The organism is Pseudomonas asuensis (assembly GCF_014646755.1).
Lineage (GTDB): Bacteria > Pseudomonadota > Gammaproteobacteria > Pseudomonadales > Pseudomonadaceae > Chryseomonas > Chryseomonas asuensis.
In genome coordinates, this window is sequence record NZ_BMNW01000003.1 from 224,868 (window position 1) to 247,820 (window position 22,953).

20 protein-coding genes are annotated in these 22,953 nt (G+C 54.3%); 11 read left to right on the plus strand and 9 right to left on the minus strand.

Annotated elements, in window-relative coordinates; translation table 11 throughout:
• Positions 1–125 precede the first annotated feature (125 nt).
• The 5 genes from IEX86_RS07705 to IEX86_RS07725 all read left to right on the plus strand — a co-directional run bounded on the left by IEX86_RS07705 (position 126) and on the right by IEX86_RS07725 (position 6,272).
• The gene (locus IEX86_RS07705; RefSeq protein WP_188865882.1) at positions 126–2,279 is read left to right on the plus strand and encodes a putative bifunctional diguanylate cyclase/phosphodiesterase; all 2,154 of its coding nucleotides are present in this window, start codon (positions 126–128) and stop codon (positions 2,277–2,279) included.
• A 199-nt stretch (positions 2,280–2,478) separates the two neighbouring features.
• A complete protein-coding gene (locus IEX86_RS07710) occupies positions 2,479–3,063 on the plus strand; it encodes a YceI family protein (RefSeq protein ID WP_188865548.1) in 585 nt (194 codons plus the stop codon).
• Positions 3,064–3,089: 26 nt separating this feature from the next.
• Entirely contained in the window at positions 3,090–4,250 is a 1,161-nt protein-coding gene (locus IEX86_RS07715) for a phospholipase D-like domain-containing protein (protein WP_188865549.1), read from the plus strand.
• Positions 4,251–4,314: 64 nt separating this feature from the next.
• The gene (locus IEX86_RS07720) at positions 4,315–5,592 is read left to right on the plus strand and encodes an acyltransferase family protein (RefSeq protein ID WP_188865550.1); all 1,278 of its coding nucleotides are present in this window, start codon (positions 4,315–4,317) and stop codon (positions 5,590–5,592) included.
• A gap of 95 nt (positions 5,593–5,687) precedes the next feature.
• Positions 5,688–6,272 (plus strand): DJ-1/PfpI family protein, encoded by a 585-nt coding sequence (locus tag IEX86_RS07725; protein WP_188865551.1) that lies wholly within the window; start codon positions 5,688–5,690, stop codon positions 6,270–6,272.
• Between the two features lie 60 nt (positions 6,273–6,332).
• On the opposite strand, the gene IEX86_RS07730 is transcribed toward IEX86_RS07725, so the two are convergent.
• Positions 6,333–7,856, minus strand: coding sequence for a fumarate hydratase (locus tag IEX86_RS07730; protein ID WP_188865552.1), 1,524 nt, complete (start codon positions 7,854–7,856; stop codon positions 6,333–6,335).
• 302 nt (positions 7,857–8,158) lie between these two features.
• Here IEX86_RS07730 and IEX86_RS07735 point away from each other — a divergent pair, with 302 nt between their 5' ends.
• Both IEX86_RS07735 and IEX86_RS07740 read left to right on the plus strand, forming a co-directional pair.
• Positions 8,159–9,268, plus strand: coding sequence for a GGDEF domain-containing protein (locus IEX86_RS07735; protein WP_188865553.1), 1,110 nt, complete (start codon positions 8,159–8,161; stop codon positions 9,266–9,268).
• Position 9,269: 1 nt separating this feature from the next.
• Positions 9,270–10,208 (plus strand): iron-sulfur-binding ferredoxin reductase, encoded by a 939-nt coding sequence (locus IEX86_RS07740; RefSeq protein WP_188865554.1) that lies wholly within the window; start codon positions 9,270–9,272, stop codon positions 10,206–10,208.
• A 46-nt stretch (positions 10,209–10,254) separates the two neighbouring features.
• Here the strand turns inward: IEX86_RS07740 and pyk are convergent, their stop codons facing one another.
• Positions 10,255–11,706: a pyruvate kinase gene (gene pyk / locus IEX86_RS07745; protein WP_188865555.1), complete on the minus strand. Its 1,452-nt coding sequence runs from the start codon at positions 11,704–11,706 to the stop codon at positions 10,255–10,257.
• Positions 11,707–11,933: 227 nt separating this feature from the next.
• On the opposite strand from pyk, the gene IEX86_RS07750 reads away from it, so the two are divergent.
• On the plus strand, positions 11,934–12,323 hold the full coding sequence (locus IEX86_RS07750) for a tetratricopeptide repeat protein (protein WP_188865556.1): 390 nt from the start codon (positions 11,934–11,936) through the stop codon (positions 12,321–12,323).
• A 92-nt stretch (positions 12,324–12,415) separates the two neighbouring features.
• Complete coding sequence (locus tag IEX86_RS07755) at positions 12,416–12,775, plus strand: PilZ domain-containing protein (protein ID WP_188865557.1); 360 nt, start codon at positions 12,416–12,418, stop codon at positions 12,773–12,775.
• A 32-nt stretch (positions 12,776–12,807) separates the two neighbouring features.
• Here the strand turns inward: IEX86_RS07755 and IEX86_RS07760 are convergent, their stop codons facing one another.
• Genes IEX86_RS07760 through IEX86_RS07785 form a run of 6 tightly spaced genes read right to left on the minus strand, consistent with a single transcriptional unit; the run spans position 12,808 to position 19,594 of the window.
• Positions 12,808–14,139, minus strand: a complete 1,332-nt coding sequence (locus IEX86_RS07760) for a DUF58 domain-containing protein (protein WP_188865558.1) — start codon at positions 14,137–14,139, stop codon at positions 12,808–12,810.
• 11 nt (positions 14,140–14,150) lie between these two features.
• A complete protein-coding gene (locus tag IEX86_RS07765) occupies positions 14,151–15,152 on the minus strand; it encodes an AAA family ATPase (RefSeq protein WP_188865559.1) in 1,002 nt (333 codons plus the stop codon).
• Between the two features lie 42 nt (positions 15,153–15,194).
• The gene (locus IEX86_RS07770) at positions 15,195–16,373 is read right to left on the minus strand and encodes a DUF4350 domain-containing protein (RefSeq protein WP_188865560.1); all 1,179 of its coding nucleotides are present in this window, start codon (positions 16,371–16,373) and stop codon (positions 15,195–15,197) included.
• Positions 16,370–17,932, minus strand: coding sequence for a DUF4129 domain-containing protein (locus IEX86_RS07775; RefSeq protein ID WP_188865561.1), 1,563 nt, complete (start codon positions 17,930–17,932; stop codon positions 16,370–16,372). The genes IEX86_RS07770 and IEX86_RS07775 overlap by 4 nt, the downstream gene beginning before the upstream one ends.
• Complete coding sequence (locus IEX86_RS07780) at positions 17,919–18,905, minus strand: stage II sporulation protein M (RefSeq protein WP_188865562.1); 987 nt, start codon at positions 18,903–18,905, stop codon at positions 17,919–17,921. Before IEX86_RS07780 ends, IEX86_RS07775 begins: the two co-directional genes overlap by 14 nt.
• Entirely contained in the window at positions 18,902–19,594 is a 693-nt protein-coding gene (locus IEX86_RS07785) for an RDD family protein (protein WP_188865883.1), read from the minus strand. Before IEX86_RS07785 ends, IEX86_RS07780 begins: the two co-directional genes overlap by 4 nt.
• A 391-nt stretch (positions 19,595–19,985) precedes the next feature.
• Here IEX86_RS07785 and sbcB point away from each other — a divergent pair, with 391 nt between their 5' ends.
• Positions 19,986–21,419 carry an exodeoxyribonuclease I gene (sbcB, locus tag IEX86_RS07790; protein ID WP_188865563.1) on the plus strand — a complete coding sequence of 478 codons (1,434 nt, stop codon included), beginning with the start codon at positions 19,986–19,988 and terminating at the stop codon, positions 21,417–21,419.
• 65 nt (positions 21,420–21,484) lie between these two features.
• Here the strand turns inward: sbcB and mvaT are convergent, their stop codons facing one another.
• The gene (gene mvaT / locus IEX86_RS07795; RefSeq protein ID WP_188865564.1) at positions 21,485–21,871 is read right to left on the minus strand and encodes a histone-like nucleoid-structuring protein MvaT; all 387 of its coding nucleotides are present in this window, start codon (positions 21,869–21,871) and stop codon (positions 21,485–21,487) included.
• Between the two features lie 228 nt (positions 21,872–22,099).
• Here mvaT and purU point away from each other — a divergent pair, with 228 nt between their 5' ends.
• On the plus strand, positions 22,100–22,951 hold the full coding sequence (gene purU / locus IEX86_RS07800; RefSeq protein ID WP_188865565.1) for a formyltetrahydrofolate deformylase: 852 nt from the start codon (positions 22,100–22,102) through the stop codon (positions 22,949–22,951).
• Positions 22,952–22,953 lie beyond the last annotated feature (2 nt).

Sequence of the window (22,953 nt, forward strand, 5' to 3'; positions counted from 1 at the left end):
AAATGGCGCTGTATTTTTGGTGTTCTGGATAATAACCTTATCGCCAGACCTCGGTTCTATTAATGGCATGCAGTTAAGTCTTGCCGAGTGCTCGAAGGGAGGAGTTGTATTCAGTGCAGTACGAACTGAAAGGAGGCGACACGGAAAGTCCAGCTCCTCATACCAATCAAGGGCCTGTGCTGCTCGTTGTCGATGACCGAGTAGAAAACCTCATGGCTATGCAGGCGCTGCTTGAAATAGAGGACTGGCGTGTCCTGACGGCCAACTCGGGTGAACGTGCCTTAAGATACTTGCTTGATGAGCCTATCGATCTCGTGCTGCTGGATGTGCAAATGCCCATCATGGATGGCTTTGAGGTGGCTCGGATGATACGCAGCAATTTGCGCACCCGCTTTACGCCGATCATTTTCGTCTCTGCCGAGGCTCACTCCTACGAGGCAGTCCTCAGAGGATACGCTACGGGTGCGGTGGATTACCTGTTAAAGCCGGTTGATCCGAATATCCTACGGCATAAGGTTCGATCTCTTCTCGAGCATGAACGTAATCGTCGAGAGCTCCTGCAGCTGAGCCAGCAACTGGAGCTCGCCAAGGCATTCAGCGATTCTCTGCTCGATAATGCGGCCGAAGGTATTCTGGTTGTTAATGAGCACGGCCTGATCACTTTTGCCAACGCGGCCATTGCCCGCATGCTCAAGCGCAATATCAGTGATCTTGTGAACTCTGAGTTCATGGCCCATCTGCATAATCCTGATCTAGGGGATAGCTGGTCTGACTCCACATTCATGGAGCACTACGAAAAGCGTGAAACCTATCGTCTGCACGATGCTTGCCTGAGTACATCCCGGGGCGCCTTACTGCCAGTGGCCCTTTCCTGCGCACCCCTGCCACGCATGCAGCGCGCCATGGTGATGATTGCACTCGACATGTCGATGATGCGCGAGTTGCAGGATCAACTGGAGTCGCAGGCGGTTACTGATGCCTTGACCGGTTTGCTCAATCGTCGGGGCTTCAACCAGACGCTTGAAGCGGCCCTGGCCCGTACCGGACGTAACGGCAAGCGTATGGCCGTCCTCTATATCGATCTGGACGGTTTCAAGAAGGTAAACGATTCGCTTGGCCATGAAGCGGGTGATCGGGTGCTATGCATGATTGCTGAGCAACTCAAAACCTGTATGCGCCCATATGATGTATTGGCTCGTATGGGCGGTGACGAGTTCACCGCATTACTCGATACCCTGGATCATGCTGAGGACGCAGCCCGTGTGGCCGAAAAGCTGCTTGATTTGATGACCAAGACGCACAGCATCGATGGAGTGGAAGTCAGCCTGGGTGCGAGCATTGGTATCGCCAGTTACCCTGAGTGTGGCCATAGTGTCGATGGGCTGCTGCGCTCTGCCGATATTGCCATGTATGAAGCCAAGCGGGGCGGGCGGCAGCAGTACCGTTTCTTCTCGCCAGAAATGAATGGCCGTGCCCGTTCACGTCTCATGTTGGAAGAAAGCGTACGTAATGCGATCGACAACAACGATTTCGTACTGGCCTATCAGCCCCAGGTCTATCTGAAAAACGGCAAGCTGCGAGGCTTTGAGGCCTTGTTGCGTTGGGAGCACAACGTAGCGGGCAAGGTTTCTCCAAATGTCTTCATCCCGCTGCTGGAAGAGACCCGGCTGATCAATCGCATCGGAGACTGGATCTTCCGCGAAGGCGCCATGAAACTCCAAAGTCTTACCGAAATATATGGCAACGGACTTTTGCTAAGTATCAACCTGAGTCCTGTTCAGTTCGGTATGCCACAGCTAGCGGAACGCCTCCGGCAGATCATCGACAGTTATGGGTTGCGGCCAGATCAGCTCGAAATTGAAGTAACCGAAACGGCTCTGATGCACGACATTGATTACACCCGTTCCCAGCTGGCACAACTGCGGGCGCTTGGAGTTCGAACGGCAGTGGATGATTTTGGTACGGGGTATTCCTCTCTGGCTTACCTTCGTCACTTTGAGCTCGATACGCTGAAGATAGACCAGTTGTTTATCGCCAACATGCTGGATTCACCACGTGATGCCGCAATTGTCAGTACTATTCTTGAGCTGGGGCGTAACCTGGGGCTTGAGGTTGTGGCTGAAGGTGTCGAAACGCTGGAGCAGCGAGAATGGCTACTTGAGCACGGCTGCGAAATCATGCAGGGTTTCCTGGTATCCAGACCGCTTAACTCCGATGTGACTCAACACTTTCCCGAGCGTGTGGACTGGAGCAGTCGCCGGCCCGCCTACCCGTTATAGGAGTGTCTTCGCTCACACTCCTTGAGTGAGTGGGGAACTCGCCGTTATGACGGGTGCCGTATAAGCCATACCGTGATTGGATCAGGTCTGGTTGGTCTACCGCTGCTCGGTCTTTTGGATAAGCAAGCCTTCAAGAGGTTTACTCCAGGACTGCGCCGTGAGTTGTCCTACTGAGCCAGACAGACTCTCAGGAGAGCTCATGCGTGCACTTATCCTTGCCCTTACAATAGCGTTCAGTCCCCTTGTGCTGGCGGACTGGCAGGTTGACTCAAGCTATTCACGAGTGAGCTTTGTAACCGTTAAACGCGGTAATAAAGCTGATGTTCAATACTTTTCGACTGTAACGGGTGTGATTGATCAGCATGGCCGTGCTCGGTTGGCGCTTCCATATGAGTCGCTTGATAACACCTTGGCGCTACAAACCGAACGGATGCGCGAAGTTCTGTTTAAAGCAGATCAGTACCCGGAAGCAATCATTACCAGTCAGATCGATCTGTCCACCTGGGAGCAAATGCCAATAGGGAGCATTCGCCAGGAAAAGATGGATCTTGAACTTGAACTCAACGGCCAGAAGCAGCGCTTGAAAGCAGATGTGTCAGTCACCCGCATTGGAGAGACAATGGTGCAGGTCAGTACCCTGCAACCTGTGTTGGTCAAGGCAGTAGACTTCAGTCTGACGGAGGGGTTGGACAAGCTCAAGGAGATTGCCAGCATCCCTTCGATTACGCCTGAAGTGCCTGTCGTTGTGCTCCTGACCCTTCGCCAAGTGCCTACACCTACTTGATCGGTAGGTTTCCCAGGAGTGTCATCATGCCAGGTGCAGTCTATCCATGGCGCGAACAGAACCAATATGAGCTTCTTGTTGATGGGGGGCATTTCTTTCCCGCCATGCTGGACGCCATAGCCAAGGCGCAGCGCAGTATTGATATCGAGCTTTATCTGATAGAGAAGGGTACTTGTGCAACAGCTTTGATGGAGGCTTTGATTGAGGCGGCGCACCGTGGAGTAACGGTCCGTTGTCTTTTTGATGGCTTTGGCACCCTTAAGATGGACGAAGCGCACCGAGTGCAGTTAAGCGAGGCTGGTGGCCAAGTGCGCGTGTATAACCCGGTAGGTCTATGGCATGGCTGGCGTAACCTTTACCGGGATCATCGTAAGCTCCTGATTGTGGATGAGTCATTGGCCTTTGTTGGTGGAAGCGGGGCGACCAATGATTTCTGGACGCCAGGAGAAGAACTCTGCCAGTGGCATGAAGTGATGGTCAGCATACGCGGACCTCTGGTCTCCGACTGGATAAGCCTGTTTAGACGTCAATGGGAGGCGTGCTATCAGCGCCATGCCTGGAAGCCAGAGGCCAGTCGAGGCCGTATTCAGGTCCCCAGACCGCCTCAGGCCAATTCCAGTCTGGGACGGGTAGCCTACGCGGATGCGCGTCAGCATCGGGATATCGTGTTGTCCCTGGTTCGAGCCCTTATTGTTGCAAAAGAACGTATCTGGTTCGCCACCCCATACTTTTTACCGTCTTGGCGAGTCAGACGGGCGCTGCGCAAGGCTGCCCAGAGAGGCGTTGATGTGCGCCTGATCCTGACCGGCCGGCATACGGACAACCCCCCTGTACGTTTTGCGGGGCAGCGTTATTACCCACGCTTGCTTAGGGCAGGCGTCAAAATTTATGAGTATCAGCCTCGGTTTTCCCATCTCAAGATGGTTCAGGTTGATCAGTGGGTCAGCGTAGGCTCGTGCAATTTCGATTATTGGAACCTGCGTTTCAACCTGGATGCCAATCTGGAAGCGATTGATCCGGCGCTGAGTCAGGCAGTCAGTGAATGCTTCCTCGCAGATTTTCAGCAAAGTCGTGAAATTACGTTGCAGAGCTGGCGTGATCGTCCCTTGTGGAAGCGTTTGCGTGAGCGCCTTTGGGGCACCTTGGACCGTCTGGTATTGACTGTTCTGAGTAAGCGTAAGTCTTGAGTGAGGCAGACCGTGCATTTTTTAAAGCGATACACTAAGCAGCTTGCAGTAAGGAGTGAGCGTAATGCTCAAACTAGAAAAACAACGATTCATTGGACTGGAGTGGCTTCGCTTCCTGATGGGTCTGTACGTGGTCATTTACCACACCATTCATTTTTACCCTGAGCGAAAAACCGTTCCATTGCTGGACGAGCTGACCAGTATGGGCTTTTTTGCGACCAGTACTTTTTTTGTGCTATCTGGTTTTTTGTTGGCTCATGTCTATCTGACCGATAACCAGATGCGCGAACCTGCCAAGAGCTTTTGGGTTAAACGGTTCTCCAATCTCTATCCCATTCATATTTTTGCCCTCTTGTTTTCCATGGTCGTCGTAACCTGGATCGGCTTCATGGCGATACCGCCCGATGGTGCCAAGGCCAGTGTTCGGTTTGTAGTCTATGACACTAACGAGGTACTGGCCCGAACCCACCCGGAGCTGTTTCAGCACTACATGACCAATCTTGAGCTTGCCTTCAATGGGCTGCTTCAGATGACTATGCTGCAAGCCTGGAACCCGTATTACCTCACCTTTAATGCACCGCTCTGGTCCATTTCGGCGTTATTCTTTTTCTACCTGGTATTTCCGTATGCAGCACCACGCCTCATGCGTGCGCGTAACAAATGGGGTGTGCTTGCCGTTATTGGTCTCTGCTACCTGATTCCTCCTATCCTGGTGATTTGGAGCCAGGACTATGGCATGCCTTATACCGGTCTGTTGCAGCGTGTCCCGCTGCTGCGTTTGCCGGAATTTCTGGCTGGTATCGTGCTGTATGGCATCTTTCGCCAGCAAAGCGAGCAGGGTGCCCAACCAGGCCCCAAGGTTCGCTTGGCGATGACCGGCTATCTTCTAATAACGTTTGCTGTAGCCACCGCGCTGTTTACCCACGGCCCCAAGTTCTGGTACTTCCTGCTTCATAACGGTTTGTTATTGCCCTCCCAGCTGGTACTGGTTTACCTCAGTGCACTGGCGCAGGACCCCAAGAGTCAATGGCTCAAACATTGGTCACCGCGACTGGGCGCTGCTTCGCTCTCCATGTTTGCCCTGCACGTGCCGCTGTCAGGGCTGTTCATGACACTTGAGAAGTGGATCATGGGTGACTTTCCATTATGTTTTACTGACTGGAACGCTTGTATCGAAGCTGCTGGTCATGTGGAGAGTGCTATCGAGGTATACGGGATTTTCCTGCTACTGGTTATTCTTATCTGTGTTCTTTTCCAAGAGCAGGCTGTAGCGCCTACACGGCGATGGTTGATCAGGCACCTGTTGCCTAAAGTGGAAAAGACCAAGCGCCTGCCTACGTGAATCCAGAGATTTTCTGAGGCCAAGGCCTATCGGGGAACTGCCGTTAGGCCTTTTGCTCGAACAACAGGCGAACCCATCCCTGGAAGGAGGCTGTTATGGCGGCAAAGAAGATTCTCATGCTGGTAGGCGACTTCATCGAAGACTACGAGGTAATGGTGCCTTTCCAGGCATTGCAGATTGCTGGGCATCAGGTAGATGCCGTCTGCCCAGGCAAGGCGCCTGGGGATACGGTGCAAACCGCCATTCATGACTTTACTGGCGAACAGACCTATAGCGAAAAGACAGGCCATCGCTTCACCCTGAATGCTGACTTTGCCAAAGCGCGTGTAGAGGATTATGACGCCTTGGTAATTCCTGGAGGACGTGCGCCGGAATACCTTCGCGTCAATGAACAGGTGCTTGATCTGGTAAGGGGCTTTTTCAGTGCTGACAAACCGGTCGCTGCCCTGTGCCACGGTCCGTTGATTCTGGCGGCCGCGGGTGTACTCAAGGGCGGGGTTGAATGTAATGCTTATCCTGCATGCGCGCCTGATGTGAGAGGGGGAGGCGGGACCTATATCGAGCTGCCGATGGAGGGTGCCCATGTCAGTGGCAAACTGGTAACCGGCCCGGTATGGACTGCACATGTAGAGTGGCTGCGCAAGTTTCTTGAGGTGCTGGGTACACGTATCGAACCCTGAGCAGATATCTAGACATAATAAAGCCCGGCTTAACCGGGCTTTATTATTGACCCTAAGCCCTTAAGAGACCTCAACCGCCAGGCTTTCAGCGATTTTCTTCTGCCAGATCTGTGGTCCGGTGTTATGCACGGACTCGCCGTTGCTGTCTACAGCAACGGTAACCGGCATGTCCTTGACCTCAAACTCGTAAATCGCTTCCATGCCCAGCTCCGGGAAGGCCAGAGTCTTGGAAGCCTTGATCGCCTGAGCTACCAGATAGGCTGCACCGCCAACGGCCATCAGGTAGACCGCTTTGTTGTCCTTGATTGCCTCAATGGCAATTGGACCACGCTCGGACTTCCCGATCATACCTAACAGGCCCGTCTGCTCCAGGATCTGGCGGGTGAACTTGTCCATGCGGGTCGCAGTGGTCGGACCTGCCGGGCCAACTACCTCATCACCAACCGGATCAACCGGGCCCACGTAATAAATGAAGCGGCCCTTCAGGTCTACAGGCAGGGTTTCGCCCTTGTTGAGCATATCAATCATGCGCTTGTGCGCAGCATCACGGCCAGTCAGCATCTTGCCGTTGAGCAGCAACGTCTCGCCCGGCTGCCAGCTCAACACTTCTTCCGGCGTTACGGTATCCAGGTTTACGCGACGTGCAGAGGGGCCGGCTTCCCAGACTATTTCCGGATAGGCATCCAGTGGTGGTGCCTCCAGTGCAGCCGGACCTGAGCCATCCAGAATGAAATGCGCATGGCGGGTCGCTGCACAATTTGGAATCATGCAGACTGGCAAGGACGCAGCATGGGTTGGGTAATCCTTGATCTTGACGTCCAGAACGGTCGTCAGTCCACCCAGACCCTGGGCGCCGATACCCAGTTGGTTGACCTTCTCGAACAGCTCCAGACGCAGCTCTTCAATACGGTTCTGCGGGCCGCGAGCCTTAAGTTCATGGATATCGATTTCTTCCATGAGCGACTCTTTAGCCAACACAGCAGCCTTTTCAGCCGTGCCGCCAATGCCAATACCCAACATGCCGGGAGGGCACCAGCCCGCACCCATCGTGGGAACGGTTTTAAGTACCCAGTCGACGATGGAGTCGGACGGGTTAAGCATGGCCATCTTGGACTTGTTTTCGGAGCCGCCGCCTTTGGCTGCCACATCGACTTCAACCTTGTCACCGGGAACAATGCTGTAGTGGATGACGGCCGGGGTGTTGTCCTTGGTATTTTTGCGCGCACCGGCCGGGTCAGCCAGGATAGAGGCACGCAGGACATTTTCCGGTAGGTTGTAGGCGCGGCGAACACCCTCATTGATCATGTCGTCCAAGCCCATGGTGGCACCGTCCCAGCGGACGTCCATGCCGACTTTGACGAAAACGGTCACGATACCCGTGTCCTGGCAGATCGGGCGGTGGCCGGTCGCACACATGCGCGAGTTGATCAGGATCTGGGCCATGGAGTCGCGTGCGGCAGGAGACTCCTCGCGCAGGTAGGCCTCATGCATGGCCTGAATGAAATCCACGGGATGGTAATAGGAGATGAACTGCAGGGCGTCAGCAACGCTCTGGATCAGGTCATCCTGCTTGATCACGGTCATGTACGCGCTCCTTATAAGGCTATCTGTACTGCGCGGTTCTCGTGTCTCGTCCGTGGCGTCGTTTTGGGGCAGGCGGAGATCGTCTGCCTACGAAAAGCAGCGTCAGGGCGCGCAGTTCCGACTTCCAACACTGAGAAAAAGAAGTTTGGAACCACGTCTACGGTGTAGCCGACACGACAAAGGCGGGGCAGTATAGCGCTATGGGACGCTTGAGCGAAGCCGACCAGTTGATAAGGAAATACATCACAGAAACAGAGTAAAATGCTGGCTAATCGCTATGCCATGGATCGGGTGTCGTCGTCATGTGGGATCTTACTGCTAGGCGTAGCATTAATGCGTCTGCCATCGGGTATCAGGCGTTACCACTGGCTGTGGTCGCGCTAGCCTTGCTTCCTTTGCTGCTGTCTACGGCTGTAGGCTTCTATTCATATTCCATCACCACCTTTTTTGCTGACACGCTGGGCTTTCTTGCAGGGGTGGGTGCGATGACAGCGATAATTGTCTGGTTTGGCGGCAAGAATATGAAAGCCTTGCCACTCGAACCCTACATCATCATCTCGATCCTGTTTCTGACGTATTCGCTAACCCATATCATGCATTTACGAGGCACCTTTCTGGCGTTCTATGCACTTGTATTGATGTTGGGTATTTTCCAGATACGGTTGAGTGCTTTTGTACGCTGTGCGGTGCTGGCATACAGTGCTTATGCCGGCCTGTGCTTATGGATAGCTCTGGACCCGCAGGATAGCCGGACAGTAAAGATGATGATTGTCCAGAATGTCATACTGGCCATTGTTCTGTTTTCGATGGTGCTGTTTGCCCGCTATCACCAGCGCATCCGCTACCAACTCAAGGCTCGCTGGGACGACCTGGAGCGGCATCAGGAGGATCTACGTCATGTGATGCGCCAGTTGGAAGCTCAGGTAATCACTGATGAGCTGACAGGGCTGCGTAATCGCCGGTACTTCCTGCAAATAGCCAATGAAGCGCTTCATCGGCTGGGGCATGGCCGGATGCACGGGCTGGCATTGATCGATATGGATTTTTTCAAACAGATCAATGATCAGTTCGGGCATGGGATAGGCGATCTGGTCCTTAAGACATTCGCTGATGTAGGTGTCGCCTGTTTGCGCGAGCAGGACGTTCTTGCGCGCTACGGTGGCGAAGAATTTGTATTGCTGTTGCCTTTTAGCGATCCGCAGCAGCTGGTAGGGTGCTGTGAGCGTTTGCGTCAGGCATTTTCAGAGACGGTATTCGAGCATGCTGATCTGGGCACGTTAACCGTTTCGATTGGTATGAGCCTTGTCCTGACCGGGCGTACATTGGATGAGTCATTACTGCTGGCCGATCAGGCGCTGTATCGCGCCAAGCGCAATGGCCGTAACCGCTGTGAAATCTCATGGGAGAGTTAACGTGCCTAAGCTCGAGGTAGGGGCATCAGCCTGGGCAGTCGAGTCAGGCAGCAACCTACTCGATAATCTGCTCAGTGCAGGCCAGGTGGTCCCGTTCAGCTGTCGTGCAGGCAGTTGCCATGCGTGTCTGGTTCGATGCCTTGAAGGGTATGTGAAGGACGCTTTGCCTGATGCGCTGACCGCTGAAGAGCGTGCGGAAGGCTGGCGGCTTGCCTGCCAATGCCAAATCGCCGGGGACCTTCGGGTCGCGGTCTTTGATCCTAAAGTGGATGGCATCCCGGCAACACTGATAGCAGTCGATTGGCTAAGCGTGGATGTGGTTCGCTTACGTGTGCAGCCCGAGCGCCCTGTACGCTATCAACCTGGCCAATCCATAGTGCTGTGGGTCGGCGGCATTGCTCGTTCCTATTCCATTGCCAGCTTACCCGGCGAAGCAGTCTGGCTCGAATTCCATATCGACTGCGGTCGTCCAGGTCGTTTTTGTGAGGTCGCTCGTGGTTTTACGCCGGGCGACAAGTTGAGTTTAGGCGCACTTAACCCCAGTGCCTTGCACTATCCAGCGGACAGGCCTGATTCCCCACTGCTATTACTGGCGTCCGGTTCAGGATTGGCGCCGCTTTGGGGCATTCTGCACGAGGCCTTGAGGCAGGAGCATGCGGGGCCTATAACGATCGTACACAGGGCTCGTCAGGGGGGCGAACACTATCTACGGACAGCATTGGATGCATTGGTTGCCGAGCACAATGGTTTGAGTGCTGAATATCTGGATAAAGAGACATGGGAGTCCTGGCTCAAAGGATTTTGGCTATCCAGTCGGCACACGGTTACGCTGGCTTGCGGTAGTCCGGTTTTTATCGAGGCCGTGTCCAGGCGGCTATTCATGGCAGGATTGCCGCGAGGGCAATTGTTGACGGAAACGTTTGTGTCCAAGGCCATTTAGCCTTCAATAAAAAAGCCGCCCGAAGGCGGCTTTTTTACAGGTTACATCAGACGAGCAGATCACCGACACGGTACATCTTCATGGTGTTGGTGCCATCACGCTTGGTGTAGCTGTCACCCTTGGTCAAGATGACCCAATCGCCACGTTCCACGATACCGCGCTTGAGCAATTCATCTACCGCCGCTTGGCTGACTTTATCAGCTGCCATCGTTCTGGGGTCGAACGGAATGGTATAGACGTTGCGGAACAGAACGGTACGCGCTTGTGTCATGCGTGACGAGGCGAAAGAGAAAATCGGAACAGAGGAGCGCAGGCGAGACATGATCAGCGGGGTGTAGCCGCTGTCGGTCAGGCTGATGATCGCCTTTACGCCTGGGAAGTGGTTGGCTACATAAATTGATGCCAACGCGATACTTTCATCCCAACGGGTAAAGGTCTGTCCCAGGCGGTGGCTGGACAGCTTGCTGGTGGGCTGCTTTTCCGCACCGATACAGATACGGGCCATGGCCTTGACGGCTTCAACCGGGTAAGCACCGGCAGCGGTCTCTGCCGACAGCATGACGGCATCGGTGTTATCAAGCACGGCGTTGGCAACGTCGGACACTTCGGCACGCGTCGGCATCGGGCTGGTAATCATCGACTCCATCATTTGCGTAGCCGTGATCACAGCTTTGTTGAAGCGACGGGCATGGGAAATGATGCGCTTCTGAATGCCCACGAGCTCGGCATCGCCAATCTCAACGCCCAGGTCGCCACGGGCTACCATGACGGCATCACTGGCCTGGATCAGACCATCCAGGGCTTCGTCGTTGGCAACAGCTTCAGCGCGCTCGATCTTGGCGACCAGCCACGCCTTGCCGCCGGCCTCTTCCAACAGACGACGAGCCTCGTGCATGTCGTTTGCATCACGCGGGAAGGAGACTGCGAGGTAGTCCACTTCCATGGAGCTGGCAAGCTTGATGTCTTCACGGTCTTTATCCGTCAGGGCCGGTGCAGTCAGGCCGCCGCCACGACGGTTGATGCCTTTGTGATCGGACAGCGGACCACCAATCAATACGACGGTGTGCAGTTCATTGGCGGTTACGCCTTCGACACGCAGGACGACACGGCCATCGTCAAGCAGCAGTTCATCGCCTACATGGCAGTCGGTTACAAGACCTGGATAATCGATACCAACAACTTCCTGAGTACCGGCATCACGTGGATGAGCAGTGGACAGGCGGAAGGTTTCGCCTTCTTTGAGTTGGATACGCTTTTCAGTGAACTTGGCGATGCGGATCTTGGGACCCTGAAGATCGCCCAGCAGGGCTACATGGCGGCCATGCTTGGCAGCCAGTTCGCGTACCAGCTGACCCCGGGCGCGGTGTTCGTCTGGAGTTCCATGGGAAAAGTTCAGGCGGGCCACGTCGATGCCGGCAATGATGAGCTGCTCGAGCACTTCGGGCGAATTGCTGGCTGGGCCAAGGGTGGCAACGATTTTGGTACGGCGATAAATCATTCAGGTTTTCCTTTCAGATGGTTTCAACCGTGATCGGCAATGAAACAGGCCGAATCTAACGTTTGGCTTCAAAGGCTACTGTGCATTGTAGCCTTGCTGAGCGCTCAGTCACATGAAAGGTTTCATCTACGTGCGGCAATCTTGAAAAGTGATGCTTGAATTTAACCAGTAAGCTGCGCTTCAGGCCTGAGCAGGTCTGCCGATAACCCGGCAACGGAGGATCAACCATGCGTCATATCTTATTTTCGCTTGTAGTCGTGTCATTGGTCGGCTGTACAGGGGCGTCCATGAATCGTCACATGGACAAGGCCTATGATGCCTATACTGATGGCGACTGCGACCGGGTTATGCTGGAATTGTCCCAGGCTGAACGCAGGAGTCGTGCTCGCCCCTGGGTGCAGCCGGAAATCTCTATGTTGCGCGGTCAGTGCCTTGAGCGGCAAAAGTTGTACGTCGATGCGGTGGAAACCTATCGCTTTATCGAAAGGCGTTACCCAAACAGTGAGTATGCGTATCGGGCTCGAGCCAGAATCGACACGCTGACTCAGCTGGGTCTTGATGGTTCGAGACCGGTAATCATTCAGCCGCAGCCGCTCAAACCGCTAACGGCTAAGTAAAGATGCCCTTTTGCATGCTTCTGGTTATGCTTGTGGTCTGATGGATGCCGGTTGGAGCGGCATCAGATTGCAGTGACTTCCGGGATGGGTCCATGAAACAGAATCGTCATATCGAGCGCCATCAGTTACCGTACTTTCTGAAGGTGTTCAACCGTTTCACTGACAGGCCCATGGGCTATCTGGGCAATATTTCCCTGGACGGGATGTTGCTGATCAGTCAGCTTCCCTTGCTGGTCGGCGCCAAATTCGAGTTGCGTCTAAAAGTGCCCGGCCAGGACGGTCAGCTACATTTCATCGACTTTGATGCCAGCTGCCAGTGGAGCCGTGAAGACGTGACGCCAGGGTATTACGATTCGGGCTTTTCCATCTCGGCGCCGCCGCATGAGTTCACCGAACTGGTAGAGTCGCTGCGTAACTACTTCAGCTTTCATCCCATGCAGCAGTCCGTTTAGGCAGGCGGGCGCTGCAGGGCATATCTGGCGGCTCAGAGGCTTCCGGCACGTTTCCAGGTGAGATACTGATTGACCAGTTCAGGACCTAGTGCGGCCGGACGTGTATCGAGCAGCGGAACGCCATAAGTCGAGAGACGTTCATGTAATGATTCTCGGGCTTGGCGATAATCCATTGCTCCGCAGTACTCTAGTGCATCCTCGTAGGTTTCTACAGCCTGTTGTACACGCGTATCAATGACCTCTTCGCGTAGGCTGGCAATCAGGACACGGTGCTGGCGACAGAGGTGGCCAAGGGCAAATTTCAAATCATCGTCGTCCTCGTCACGCAGGTTAGTAACCAGTACGATCAAGGCACGACGTCGCTGATGCGTGAGCAACTGCTGGACGGCTGAGCTGTAATCTGCAGGCGTGAGCGTGGGTTGGAGGTCATAGACGGCATTAAGCAGCCGTCCCAGTTGGCCATGGCCCTTGGCAGGTACCACGTGCCGCGGTTGCTCATGGGCAAACGTACTGATGCCTACGGCATCGCCTTGACGAAGGGCAACGTGCGCCAGTAGCAGGCACGCATCCAATGCCTGGTCGAAGTGAGACAGTTCACCATCCTGGCTGCGCATACGGCGGCTGCAGTCCAGAAGTAGCAGGATCTGCTGGTCACGTTCTTCCTGATACTCCCGAGCAATAGGCATCTTTTTACGTGCAGTGGCTTTCCAGTCCATTTGCCGCAAGGTATCACCCTGGCGAAACTCACGTAGCTGATGAAACTCCAGTCCCAGGCCGCGCCGTGGCTTCTGCCTCACACCCAGTTGGCCGAGCCATTGCTCGCCGGCCAGGGGTGACGCTTTATAGAGACGGGCAAAGTCAGGGTAGACCCGCGCCTCACTATGTTGCGCCAGACGGTGGCGAACCCGCCATAGCCCCAATGGACTCGGCACGATGCAGTCGCAGGCAGGAAAGATAACGTGTCCCCGTGCCAGAGGGCGAATCCGGTAATGCACCTGAGTGTGCTGGCCAGGCTTGAGCGTGGCTTCAAGAGGTAGATGCTCATGAGTTATGGAAGCAGGAACATGATCGAACAGTACGACAGAGTGTTCGCGCAGGTAGGAGTGATGCAATGTAAGTTGAACTTCACTCCAGCGTCCCAGCGATAACTGGCCCGGGAGCGTATGCTCCAGCGTTGGGCAAGCCCGTCGGTAAGTGCTGACGGCATCAGCGCCTGCGATCAAGAGAAGCGCGAGCAAAGCGCCCCACCAGGCGGAGTTCAGGGTGTCAGGTGCAGGCAGGTCCAGCGCCTTGAGCATGCCTAGTATCAGCGCTACCCCGAACAGGCCCGTCAGAATCAGCAGTAAACGTCTGGAGGGTTTCATAGATGTGGACGTCAGAGACGAGGTGCGGGGGATTGATCAATGATTTGTCGCAGTACCTGGTCGACCGTAACGCCATCGATTTCAAGCTCGGCCGATAAGCGAATTCGGTGACGTAGCACGGGCAGGGCACAGAGTTTCACGTCGTCTGGTAGAACGAATTCTCCTCCTCGCAGCAGAGCACGTGCCCGAGCGCCGCGAAGCAGAGCAATAGAAGCGCGCGGACCGGCACCCAGCATTATGCCGGGCCAGTTGCGGGTTGAGCGGGCCAATCTCACGGCATAGTCGAGTACCTGATCATCCACTGGCAAATCGGCTGCAATCTTTTGTATGGCCATGATTTCCTTGGCTTGCAGTAACGGGCGTAGCGGAGTGACATCCAGCATGTCGCTGCGGGTCGAGCGAGTGACTTGTCTGACCAGGGCGCGTTCGTCTTCCTCGCCGGGATAGTCGATGTAAAGCTTGAACATGAAGCGGTCCAGCTCGGCCTCAGGCAGCGGATAGGTGCCTTCCTGCTCTATCGGATTCTGGGTGGCCAATACCATGAACGGCTGCGGGACCGGTAGGGCCCGGCCTTCTAACGTGATCTGCCGCTCCTGCATGACCTCAAGTAATGCCGCCTGGGTTTTTGCCGGCGCGCGGTTGATTTCGTCTGCCAGTAGCAGATGGGTAAAGGCAGGACCCTTGCGCAACTTGAATTGCTCGGTAGCCAGGTCATAAATGGCATGGCCGGTTATGTCGCTGGGCATCAGATCTGGTGTGAACTGAATGCGCGCAAAACTGCCCTCGAAACAACGTGCAAGGGCACGGACCAGCAACGTTTTACCCAGCCCGGGCGCGCCTTCAATCAGGACGTGTCCACCTGCGAGCAATGCGGTCAGGACATCGTCAATCACAGCGCTCTGGCCAATCAGTGCCTTGTTGAGGGCCTGTCGTAGGGACTGGGCGAGGCTGCTGGCACGATGACGTTGCGCGGAGTGGTCAGGAGGCGTGGGCGTCACGGTAGGCTCAGTCATGGTGTGTTCCTTGATAAGGCAGCGAGGAAGGCGTACCAAGAGTCATAGTGCCTTCCTGATACGTTGCAGATTTGCAACGCGGCGCGTGAAGTCGATCGGAGAGAGTTTTTCAGAGGCCAGCGGGCGCATGGTCTGGCTGATTTCCTGGGGCGACAAGCGAGCCAGTCGGCCTAAAAGTCGCCACTGTTCGGCGACAGGTAATCGCTCAAAGCCAGGGTGACGGCGTCGGGCGTGTTGCTGAATATCTTTCTGTAACAAGGTGATCAGGCTGACCAGCCCAGAATGGCGGCGGATGAATTCGGCGCTGGCCCGCATATGTTCACTCAGCTGACGACGACCGAGAGCAGGACTCGGTAAGGCTGGTCCTAGACGCTGCGCTGCCTGCCATAACCAGAGCGCCAGAAGCAGGGCTGATGCGGCCAGCGTTTCAGGAAAATAGCGTGTCAGAAGTGTGACAAGGCTGTCTTTATCCGCGCGATATAGCAGGGTGACATCGCTGTCCTGGGTGATGTACCAGAGTAACCAGGCATTGTCGTATTCCCCGATATGGGTGTTCTGCCAGATCCATGCGTCTGTCATGACGGTGATCAGGCCGTTCCCCCAGGGCAGCTGCATCATGTGCGTAGCCGCCTCACTGTTGGCCCAGGACTGGGCTAGGTTTTTAGCGTCGTACAGGTGAAATTCGTCATCGAAGCCGATATAAGCCGGCTCCTGTTCGTTTTCCAGATAGAGCTTGGTCAGCTGCGCCCATTTTTCGGCAGGAGCAGGTTCTTCATCCTGCTTGTCCGCCTCCTCATCGTCCAGGTCGCGGGTTAGTAATTGTTGTACGCCAATGGCGTCAAGCAGGAAGTCTCCGCTTTTTTTACTGTTCTCATCCCACAGCTGCTCGGCTACAAAGACAACATGCCCGCCTTGACTGGCCCAATCCAGCACTTGCTGGCTCTGGGCAGGCGACATGCGGTCTCGCTCGGCGAGCAGTAATAGCGTGTGATCTATCGCAGGTAATCCATTGAGTACGGTAAAGGAGTCGCTGTGTTGAACCTTGACGGACCGTTCTCTTAGAAACCGCTCTGCCGCCAGGTACGGATTGTTTCGAGCCTCGGGGCTGGGTCCGGCATCCTTTAGTGTTTCAGTGAGGGTTACGTATTTCCAGGCCCATAGCCCGGCCAACAGTACAGTTGCCAGTATCAGACCAGCCCAGAGCATTGGCCGGCGTGTCATGCAGGCACCTGTGAATTGAACAGGATACGCCACTGATGGCACAGCGCTTTGAGCGTTTCCTGAGTTGGCATCTGGTGACCATAAGCAAGCCGTTGCCACTGCATCGTCACGTTATGCAGATAATCAACAATGTCTGCTCGCGGCATTGATTTGCTGAGCTCAAGAATCTCACCTTCTGTGTGAGCCTCTTTCAATGGCAGATGGAAGTCATGCAGTAGGTGGCTTAACAGACCTCGATAAAGCAGCCCTAGGGCTTTACGAGGCTCTTGGTGCCATAACCGCTCGGCTTCGCCCGGAATGTCGTCAGGTAGGCTGTTTGGAGCGACTTCCAGGCCAAATAGCTGATGAGGCGTATCGATAGGAGAGGTGGGCTTGGCTGTGGTCCGGCGAGTAAAAAGCTTCAGCCAGACGCGGTAACGCCAAATCAATAAGCCAGTGCCCAAGACCAACAAGGTCCATAGTAAAACTTCGAGAAAACGTGCGGCATGCGCGAGAAGCACTTCAAGGTCGCGCCAGTGCATGCCCTGTGATTCCGCTGAGGACTTTTTGTCTTTACCCTGCTGACCTACATGCCATTGGAGCTGAGTGTGCTCATTTTTGAAGGGCGGACTCGCCAGAATGGCACTCATATGCTGCCGTGCGACTTGGCTATTCAAGGGCTGATTCAGTAAATGAGGCGCATCCGGGCCTGCCACTTCCTGGGGGGGTAATGGGCACATCGCTGGAGCTGTAATTTCTTCTGCCAGGGCAGGTGGCGGCAATAGCAGCATGCCTACAACGCCAACCAGAACCAGTAGATGCACTGCGCCCATCAGACGCTGGCGCAGGCGCCGGAAAACCAGTTCGATATCCCAAGCCTCCAGCGCTGTACGCCGGTTAAGATAAAGACTGAAACCGCACGCCACATAGACAGGCTCCCATACCAGAAGAACCAGCGCATAGAGCAGGTTTGTAAGGTGTTCGATCCAGAGCAGACCATGAGCTTCGACATCAATCAGCTTGAGCCAGTCGAGTTGCTCAACGATCTGTGATGGAATGAAGAGGTAGATCAGGCCCAGCAGTCCTACGTAAAGCGCCATTTCGATATGAGCGCCCACAATGGTTAGCCAGGAGGCTGCCTGCGTATTTTCTTGGGTCAATATGCGAACACGCGCCTGACGTGTGGCACCAGACAACCCTTCGAGCTGCTGTACAGGCAGTAGAAAACTGCGCTTGGGCGTAAAGCGTCTCCACAGCAGACTGGAAAGTAATTGCACCTTCAAGAACTGCGGATAAACGGTTAGCGCCTGCCTGACAGTAATCGTCTCGCCAAATAGTGCTCTGGACAGAATATGCAGAGGTAGTCGTTCGAACAACGGCTTCAACCACCAGAAAACCAGAATAACAACAGAGGGATAGTTCCAGAGAGCAGCTGTTAGCAAGGCCAGAACAGGAAGGGTGAGTAGGGCCCAACTGATCATCAGTACACGCAGGTGCTCACGTGCGAGTCTTACGCCCAGGTCTAGTGCTTCCCACGGACTGCGAGGGCGTATGACCGCCTGGCTTTCAGTCAGGCGCATGTCGACTTTTTCCTGCCAGAGCGAAGTAACTACCAACGGCCAGCCACAATAGCGCGCCTACGCTGTACTTGATCGCTGAGCTAAGCGCGGCGCTGGACGACCAATAGGCTTCGACAAAAGCGGCCAGCGTTAGCAGGATGAATACACCAGCGATCAGGCCAGCACAAGGTTTGGCTGCATGGCGAAGGGCATCGCTGCGGCGCAGTCGACCCGGCGCAACCAAGGCCCAGCCCAGCTTTAAGCCTGCTGCTCCAGCCAGCGTAATCGCCGTCAGCTCAAAAGCGCCATGCCCTACGACAAAGGGCCAGAAGGTAATACCTGAACCCAGTTGGGTCAGGTAGCCCGCTACCGCCCCGATATTGAGTCCGTTGAATAATAGAAAGAACAGGGTCCCCAGGCCATATAACAAGCCGCCTGCAAACGTTTGAAAGGCGATACCTATATTGTTGCGAATGTAATAGCCGAACATCTGCCAGTCCTGGCTGCTGGCCCGCTCAGGCAGGGCCCCTATGCGTGCGGCGTCCGGTCTGTACATGCTTTCCATGTTGGCGACCTGTGCAGGGTCAAGCAGGCTATAAACCAGGTTAGGTGCGTAATAGACTACTAACCCCATTACCAAGAGGCTGCCATAAAAAAGGATGCTCGCTGCGGCGACGAACTGCCACTCTGCCCGGACCAGGTGCGGAAAGTCCGCTAGCAGAAACCCCAGGAGCCGCTGCTTGATATTGCCCGGATGGCGATAAATGAGTTGATGACCACGCAAGGTAAGCTGGTGTAACTGCTCGATTAGTTGCGGGCTGTAACCGCGGGCCTGAGCTAGGGCCAGGTGTTGGCACAGGCGGCGATAGTTGGCCACAAAGGCCTTGCTGTTTTCCAGCGAGGTTGTCGGGCTGCGTTTTTCCAGCATAGAAAGCTGCTCGTTAAAGCGGTCCCATTCGGCTTGGTAACGCTGTTCGAAGGGCGCCTGCCTCATGTATGAGCTCCTAGCAGGGCTTGAGCGATCCGGTTCAGGCGCGCACTTGCTTCGCTACGTTCAACACCCAAGGGCTCTGCCAGCAGCGCGGCCAGCTCTTCCCGGCGGGACATGGATAATCCGTTCTGGCGTTCAGCAAATGCCAGGATGGCCTGTTGCTCAGCCAGCCCCAGCGTAAAGGGCGGTGCCAACGGAATGACCTGCGGCATGGCAAAGCGGGCATGTACGCGCTCCTGATGAACGACCAGCGTGCCAGCTACCAGATCTCCCAAGCGTTTGAAGTTAGGATGCAGGAGACTGCTCAGGATACCTATGGCATAACCAAAGGGCAGGAGGTCCACAACACGCAATAGATTGCGTAACAGCGAGCCAGCCCAGCCCACTGGGGTGCCGTCGTCATTCAGTACGCGCAATTTCATGAGCTGCTTGCCTGGCGAGCGGCCCTGATTGAGCACCTCGAACAACACCATGTACCACCAACCGATCAGAAATGTCAGTAGGGCGATCAGGCCAACCCCTATATGCCCCAGAAAACCGAGCACAAGATAGGCAAGCCCCAAAATAACACCTCGAATACCCAGGTCGATGGCATAGGCCAGAGCACGAGGCACGACACTGGCGGGACGCAGCATCAGGTCGATAGCTTCCGGCGTTTCGACGCGTAAGAGTGTATCGAGCGGGAGTGACATGGATGCGGATGAGCCTTCTCTAGTGTAGGTCGGCACAAGAGGTTGCTCGGCGTTCACACGGTGTCATCAGATGAGAACCCCTGAGCAGGCTGGAACGAGAAAAATAACCAGTCAGCAGGCAAGCGCTTCAGCAAATCATCACTCCTTTGATAAGGTCATCATCCAAGCATAGTGCGTCTATGCACATTAACCCTGTTTGGTTAGCCTGGCGCGCATTAGAAGCGCCTTAATGGACAGGCTGCCGCCAGGTATCTTTGCATGTTATTGATCTAAGGACATTCGTGTCGTCGCAGCCTGCGACGTGATAAGCCTAGCGACCCATCAGGCGTATAGGCAACTGAAAAATCCAGAGTGCTCGACTTGAGGCGCTGATAGCTAGGAGAGCTTTGTCGTGAGCCGCACCATATTCTGGTATGACTTCGAAACCACCGGGACCAATCCCCGCTGCGATCGTCCACTGCAAGTGGCAGGGTTGCGTACGGATGAGGACCTTAATATTGTTGGTGAGCCGCTCAATCTGTACTGCCGATTGGGCGACGATATCCTGCCACACCCAGCAGCCTGTCTGATTACAGGTATTACACCCGAGCGTCTTGAGCGCGAAGGGCTTCCCGAGGCCGAGTTCATGGCCCAGCTGCATGCCCATATCAGCCAGCCGGGCACCTGTACAGCCGGATACAACACGCTGCGCTTCGACGATGAGGTGACCCGGCATAGCCTGTATCGAAATTTCTACGATCCGTACGCACGGGAATGGCAGGGCGGAAATACTCGCTGGGACCTGATCGATCTGCTGCGCGCTGCCTATGCGCTTCGGCCAGAAGGTATCGAGTGGCCCCAGGATGACGATCGGGTGACCTTGAAACTTGAGCGTCTTTCCGAAGCTAATGGTCTAGACCATGGGCAGGCGCATGATGCGCTGTCCGATGTCCAAGCCACTATTCAGTTAGCGCAACTGGTGCGTGACCGACAACCACGGCTCTACCATTTTTTGTATCAGCTCAGGCACAAGCGTTCAGTATTGGAACACATCACCTTACTTAAGCCGTTGGTTCATGTATCCGGACGGTTTTCAGCTGAGCGCAATTTTCTTTCCATTGTATTACCGCTGTGCTGGCATCCACATAACCGTAACGCCTTAATTGTCTGCGATCTTCATCTGGACCCAACCCCTATATTAGAGCTGGATGTTCAAACATTACATAAAAGGCTCTATTCCCGGCGCGAGGATTTATTAGCCAATGACGAACTGCCAGTACCACTTAAGCTTATTCAAATAAATCGCTGTCCGGTGTTGGCGCCGTTGGCTGTTCTAAGAGAAAAGGACCAGGAAAGACTGCAAATAAATATGCAGATGTACAAGCAGCGCGCCGCTCTTTTGCAAAGTAAGGCAAAAATATGGCGGGACAAATTGTCGCAGCTTTATCAAATAAAGACCGAAAAGGCAGTCCTTGATCCTGAACAGCAGCTGTACAATGGCTTTATATGCGAGAGTGATCGACGCTTATGTGACGAAATTCGAAGCTGCGATCCTGCAAAGTTGGTGGATAAAAGGTGGTTATTTGCAGATGAACGTTTGCCGGAACTTTACTTCCGTTATAGGGCCCGAAACTTTTCTCATACACTAACGGTAGAAGAGCAGGGGCGTTGGCATTCATTCTGCCATAATCGTTTGGTGGATGGTGAATGGGGCGCTCCCAATACCTTATCTTCTTTTGAAGAGACTCTGCACGCATTGGCGCAGACGGCCAGTGAGTCTCAGCAGGCCCTGCTGAATGCATGGCGGGTACATGCACAGCAGTTAAGAAGTCGGTTCGGGGTTTAAAAGCTTTAAACAACATATAAAAAACGCCAGCAATGCTGGCGTTTTTTATATGTGCCCTATGGATATCAGTCGAGCAGGGTGGCCCAGCTCTCGACGTCATCGGCGCCCCACTTGGCTTTCCACTCTTTCAATGTTTTGTGGTTGCCGCCTTTGGTTTCAATAACTTCACCCGTGTGCGGATTCTTGTATTGCTTTACTTTACGCGCACGCTTAGTGCCACTGCCCTGAGTATTCTTAGCATTACCACGAGTGCCACGAGTGTTTTTGGCATCAGTGTCAAGAATGGCGATGATGTCACGCAGGGACTTGGAGTATTCACCCATCAATGCGCGTAGCTTTTCTTCGAATTCCAGTTCTTTTTTTAGCTTGTCATCTTGAGAAAGATTACGCAGGCGCTCCTGCAATTCTTTAATGGCTTCTTCAGTGGCACGGTATTCATTGATAAGGGACATACATTTACCTGCAATGCAAGGGCTGGTCTTTTTTTAATGATAGTGTTGGCGTAACAACAAGTAAACCCACTATTAACTTTTTGCAAGCATAAAACAAGTTAATAGGGTCGATAATGTTCAACTAACATTAAAACTTAAGTGCGGTATTCGTCGCCTGAAGCCGATGGCTGCTGAAGTTTTTCGTGCGCAAGGCTAGAATGGCGGCCTCCGTTTTTTCGAGGTTGTTTTATGCGCACTTTTCGTCTGGTGATCGCCTGCCCGGACGGCGTAGGTATAGTGGCCAAGGTAAGTAACTTTCTGGCGACTTATAATGGTTGGATCAGTGAGGCCAGTCATCACTCCGATACCGAGAGTGGCTGGTTCTTTATGCGCCATGAAATACGTGCCGACTCTTTACCCTTCGATTTGAAAGGTTTTTATCAGGCGTTTGCGCCAATAGCCAAAGAGTTTTCCATGCAATGGCGCATTACCGACTCTGCTGTTAAAAAGCGTGTCGTACTTATGGCCAGCCGCGAATCCCATTGTTTGGCCGATTTACTTCATCGCTGGCACAGTGGTGAACTTGATTGTGAAATCCCTTGTGTTATTTCCAACCATGATGCATTACGCAGCATGGTTGAGTGGCATGGTATTCCTTATTTTCATGTACCCGTCGACCCAGCCGATAAGCAACCGGCCTTTGCCGAAGTGTCCCGGCTGATCGATGAGTATCAGGCTGATACCGTAGTATTGGCGCGTTACATGCAGATCCTGCCACCGGACTTGTGTCAGCGTTATGCTCATCAGGTCATTAATATCCATCACAGCTTCTTGCCATCGTTCGTGGGAGCCAAGCCTTATCATCAGGCCGCCAAGCGAGGCGTAAAGCTGATTGGTGCAACCTGCCACTATGTAACCGAAGAGCTGGATGCTGGTCCGATCATCGAGCAGGATGTGGTGCGCATTACCCATCGTGATGAGGTCGAAGATATGGTTCGTCTTGGCAAGGATGTCGAAAAGATGGTGCTGTCGCGTGGCCTGCGTTATCACCTGGAAGACCGTGTGCTTGTGCATGGTAACAAGACGGTAGTCTTCAACTGATG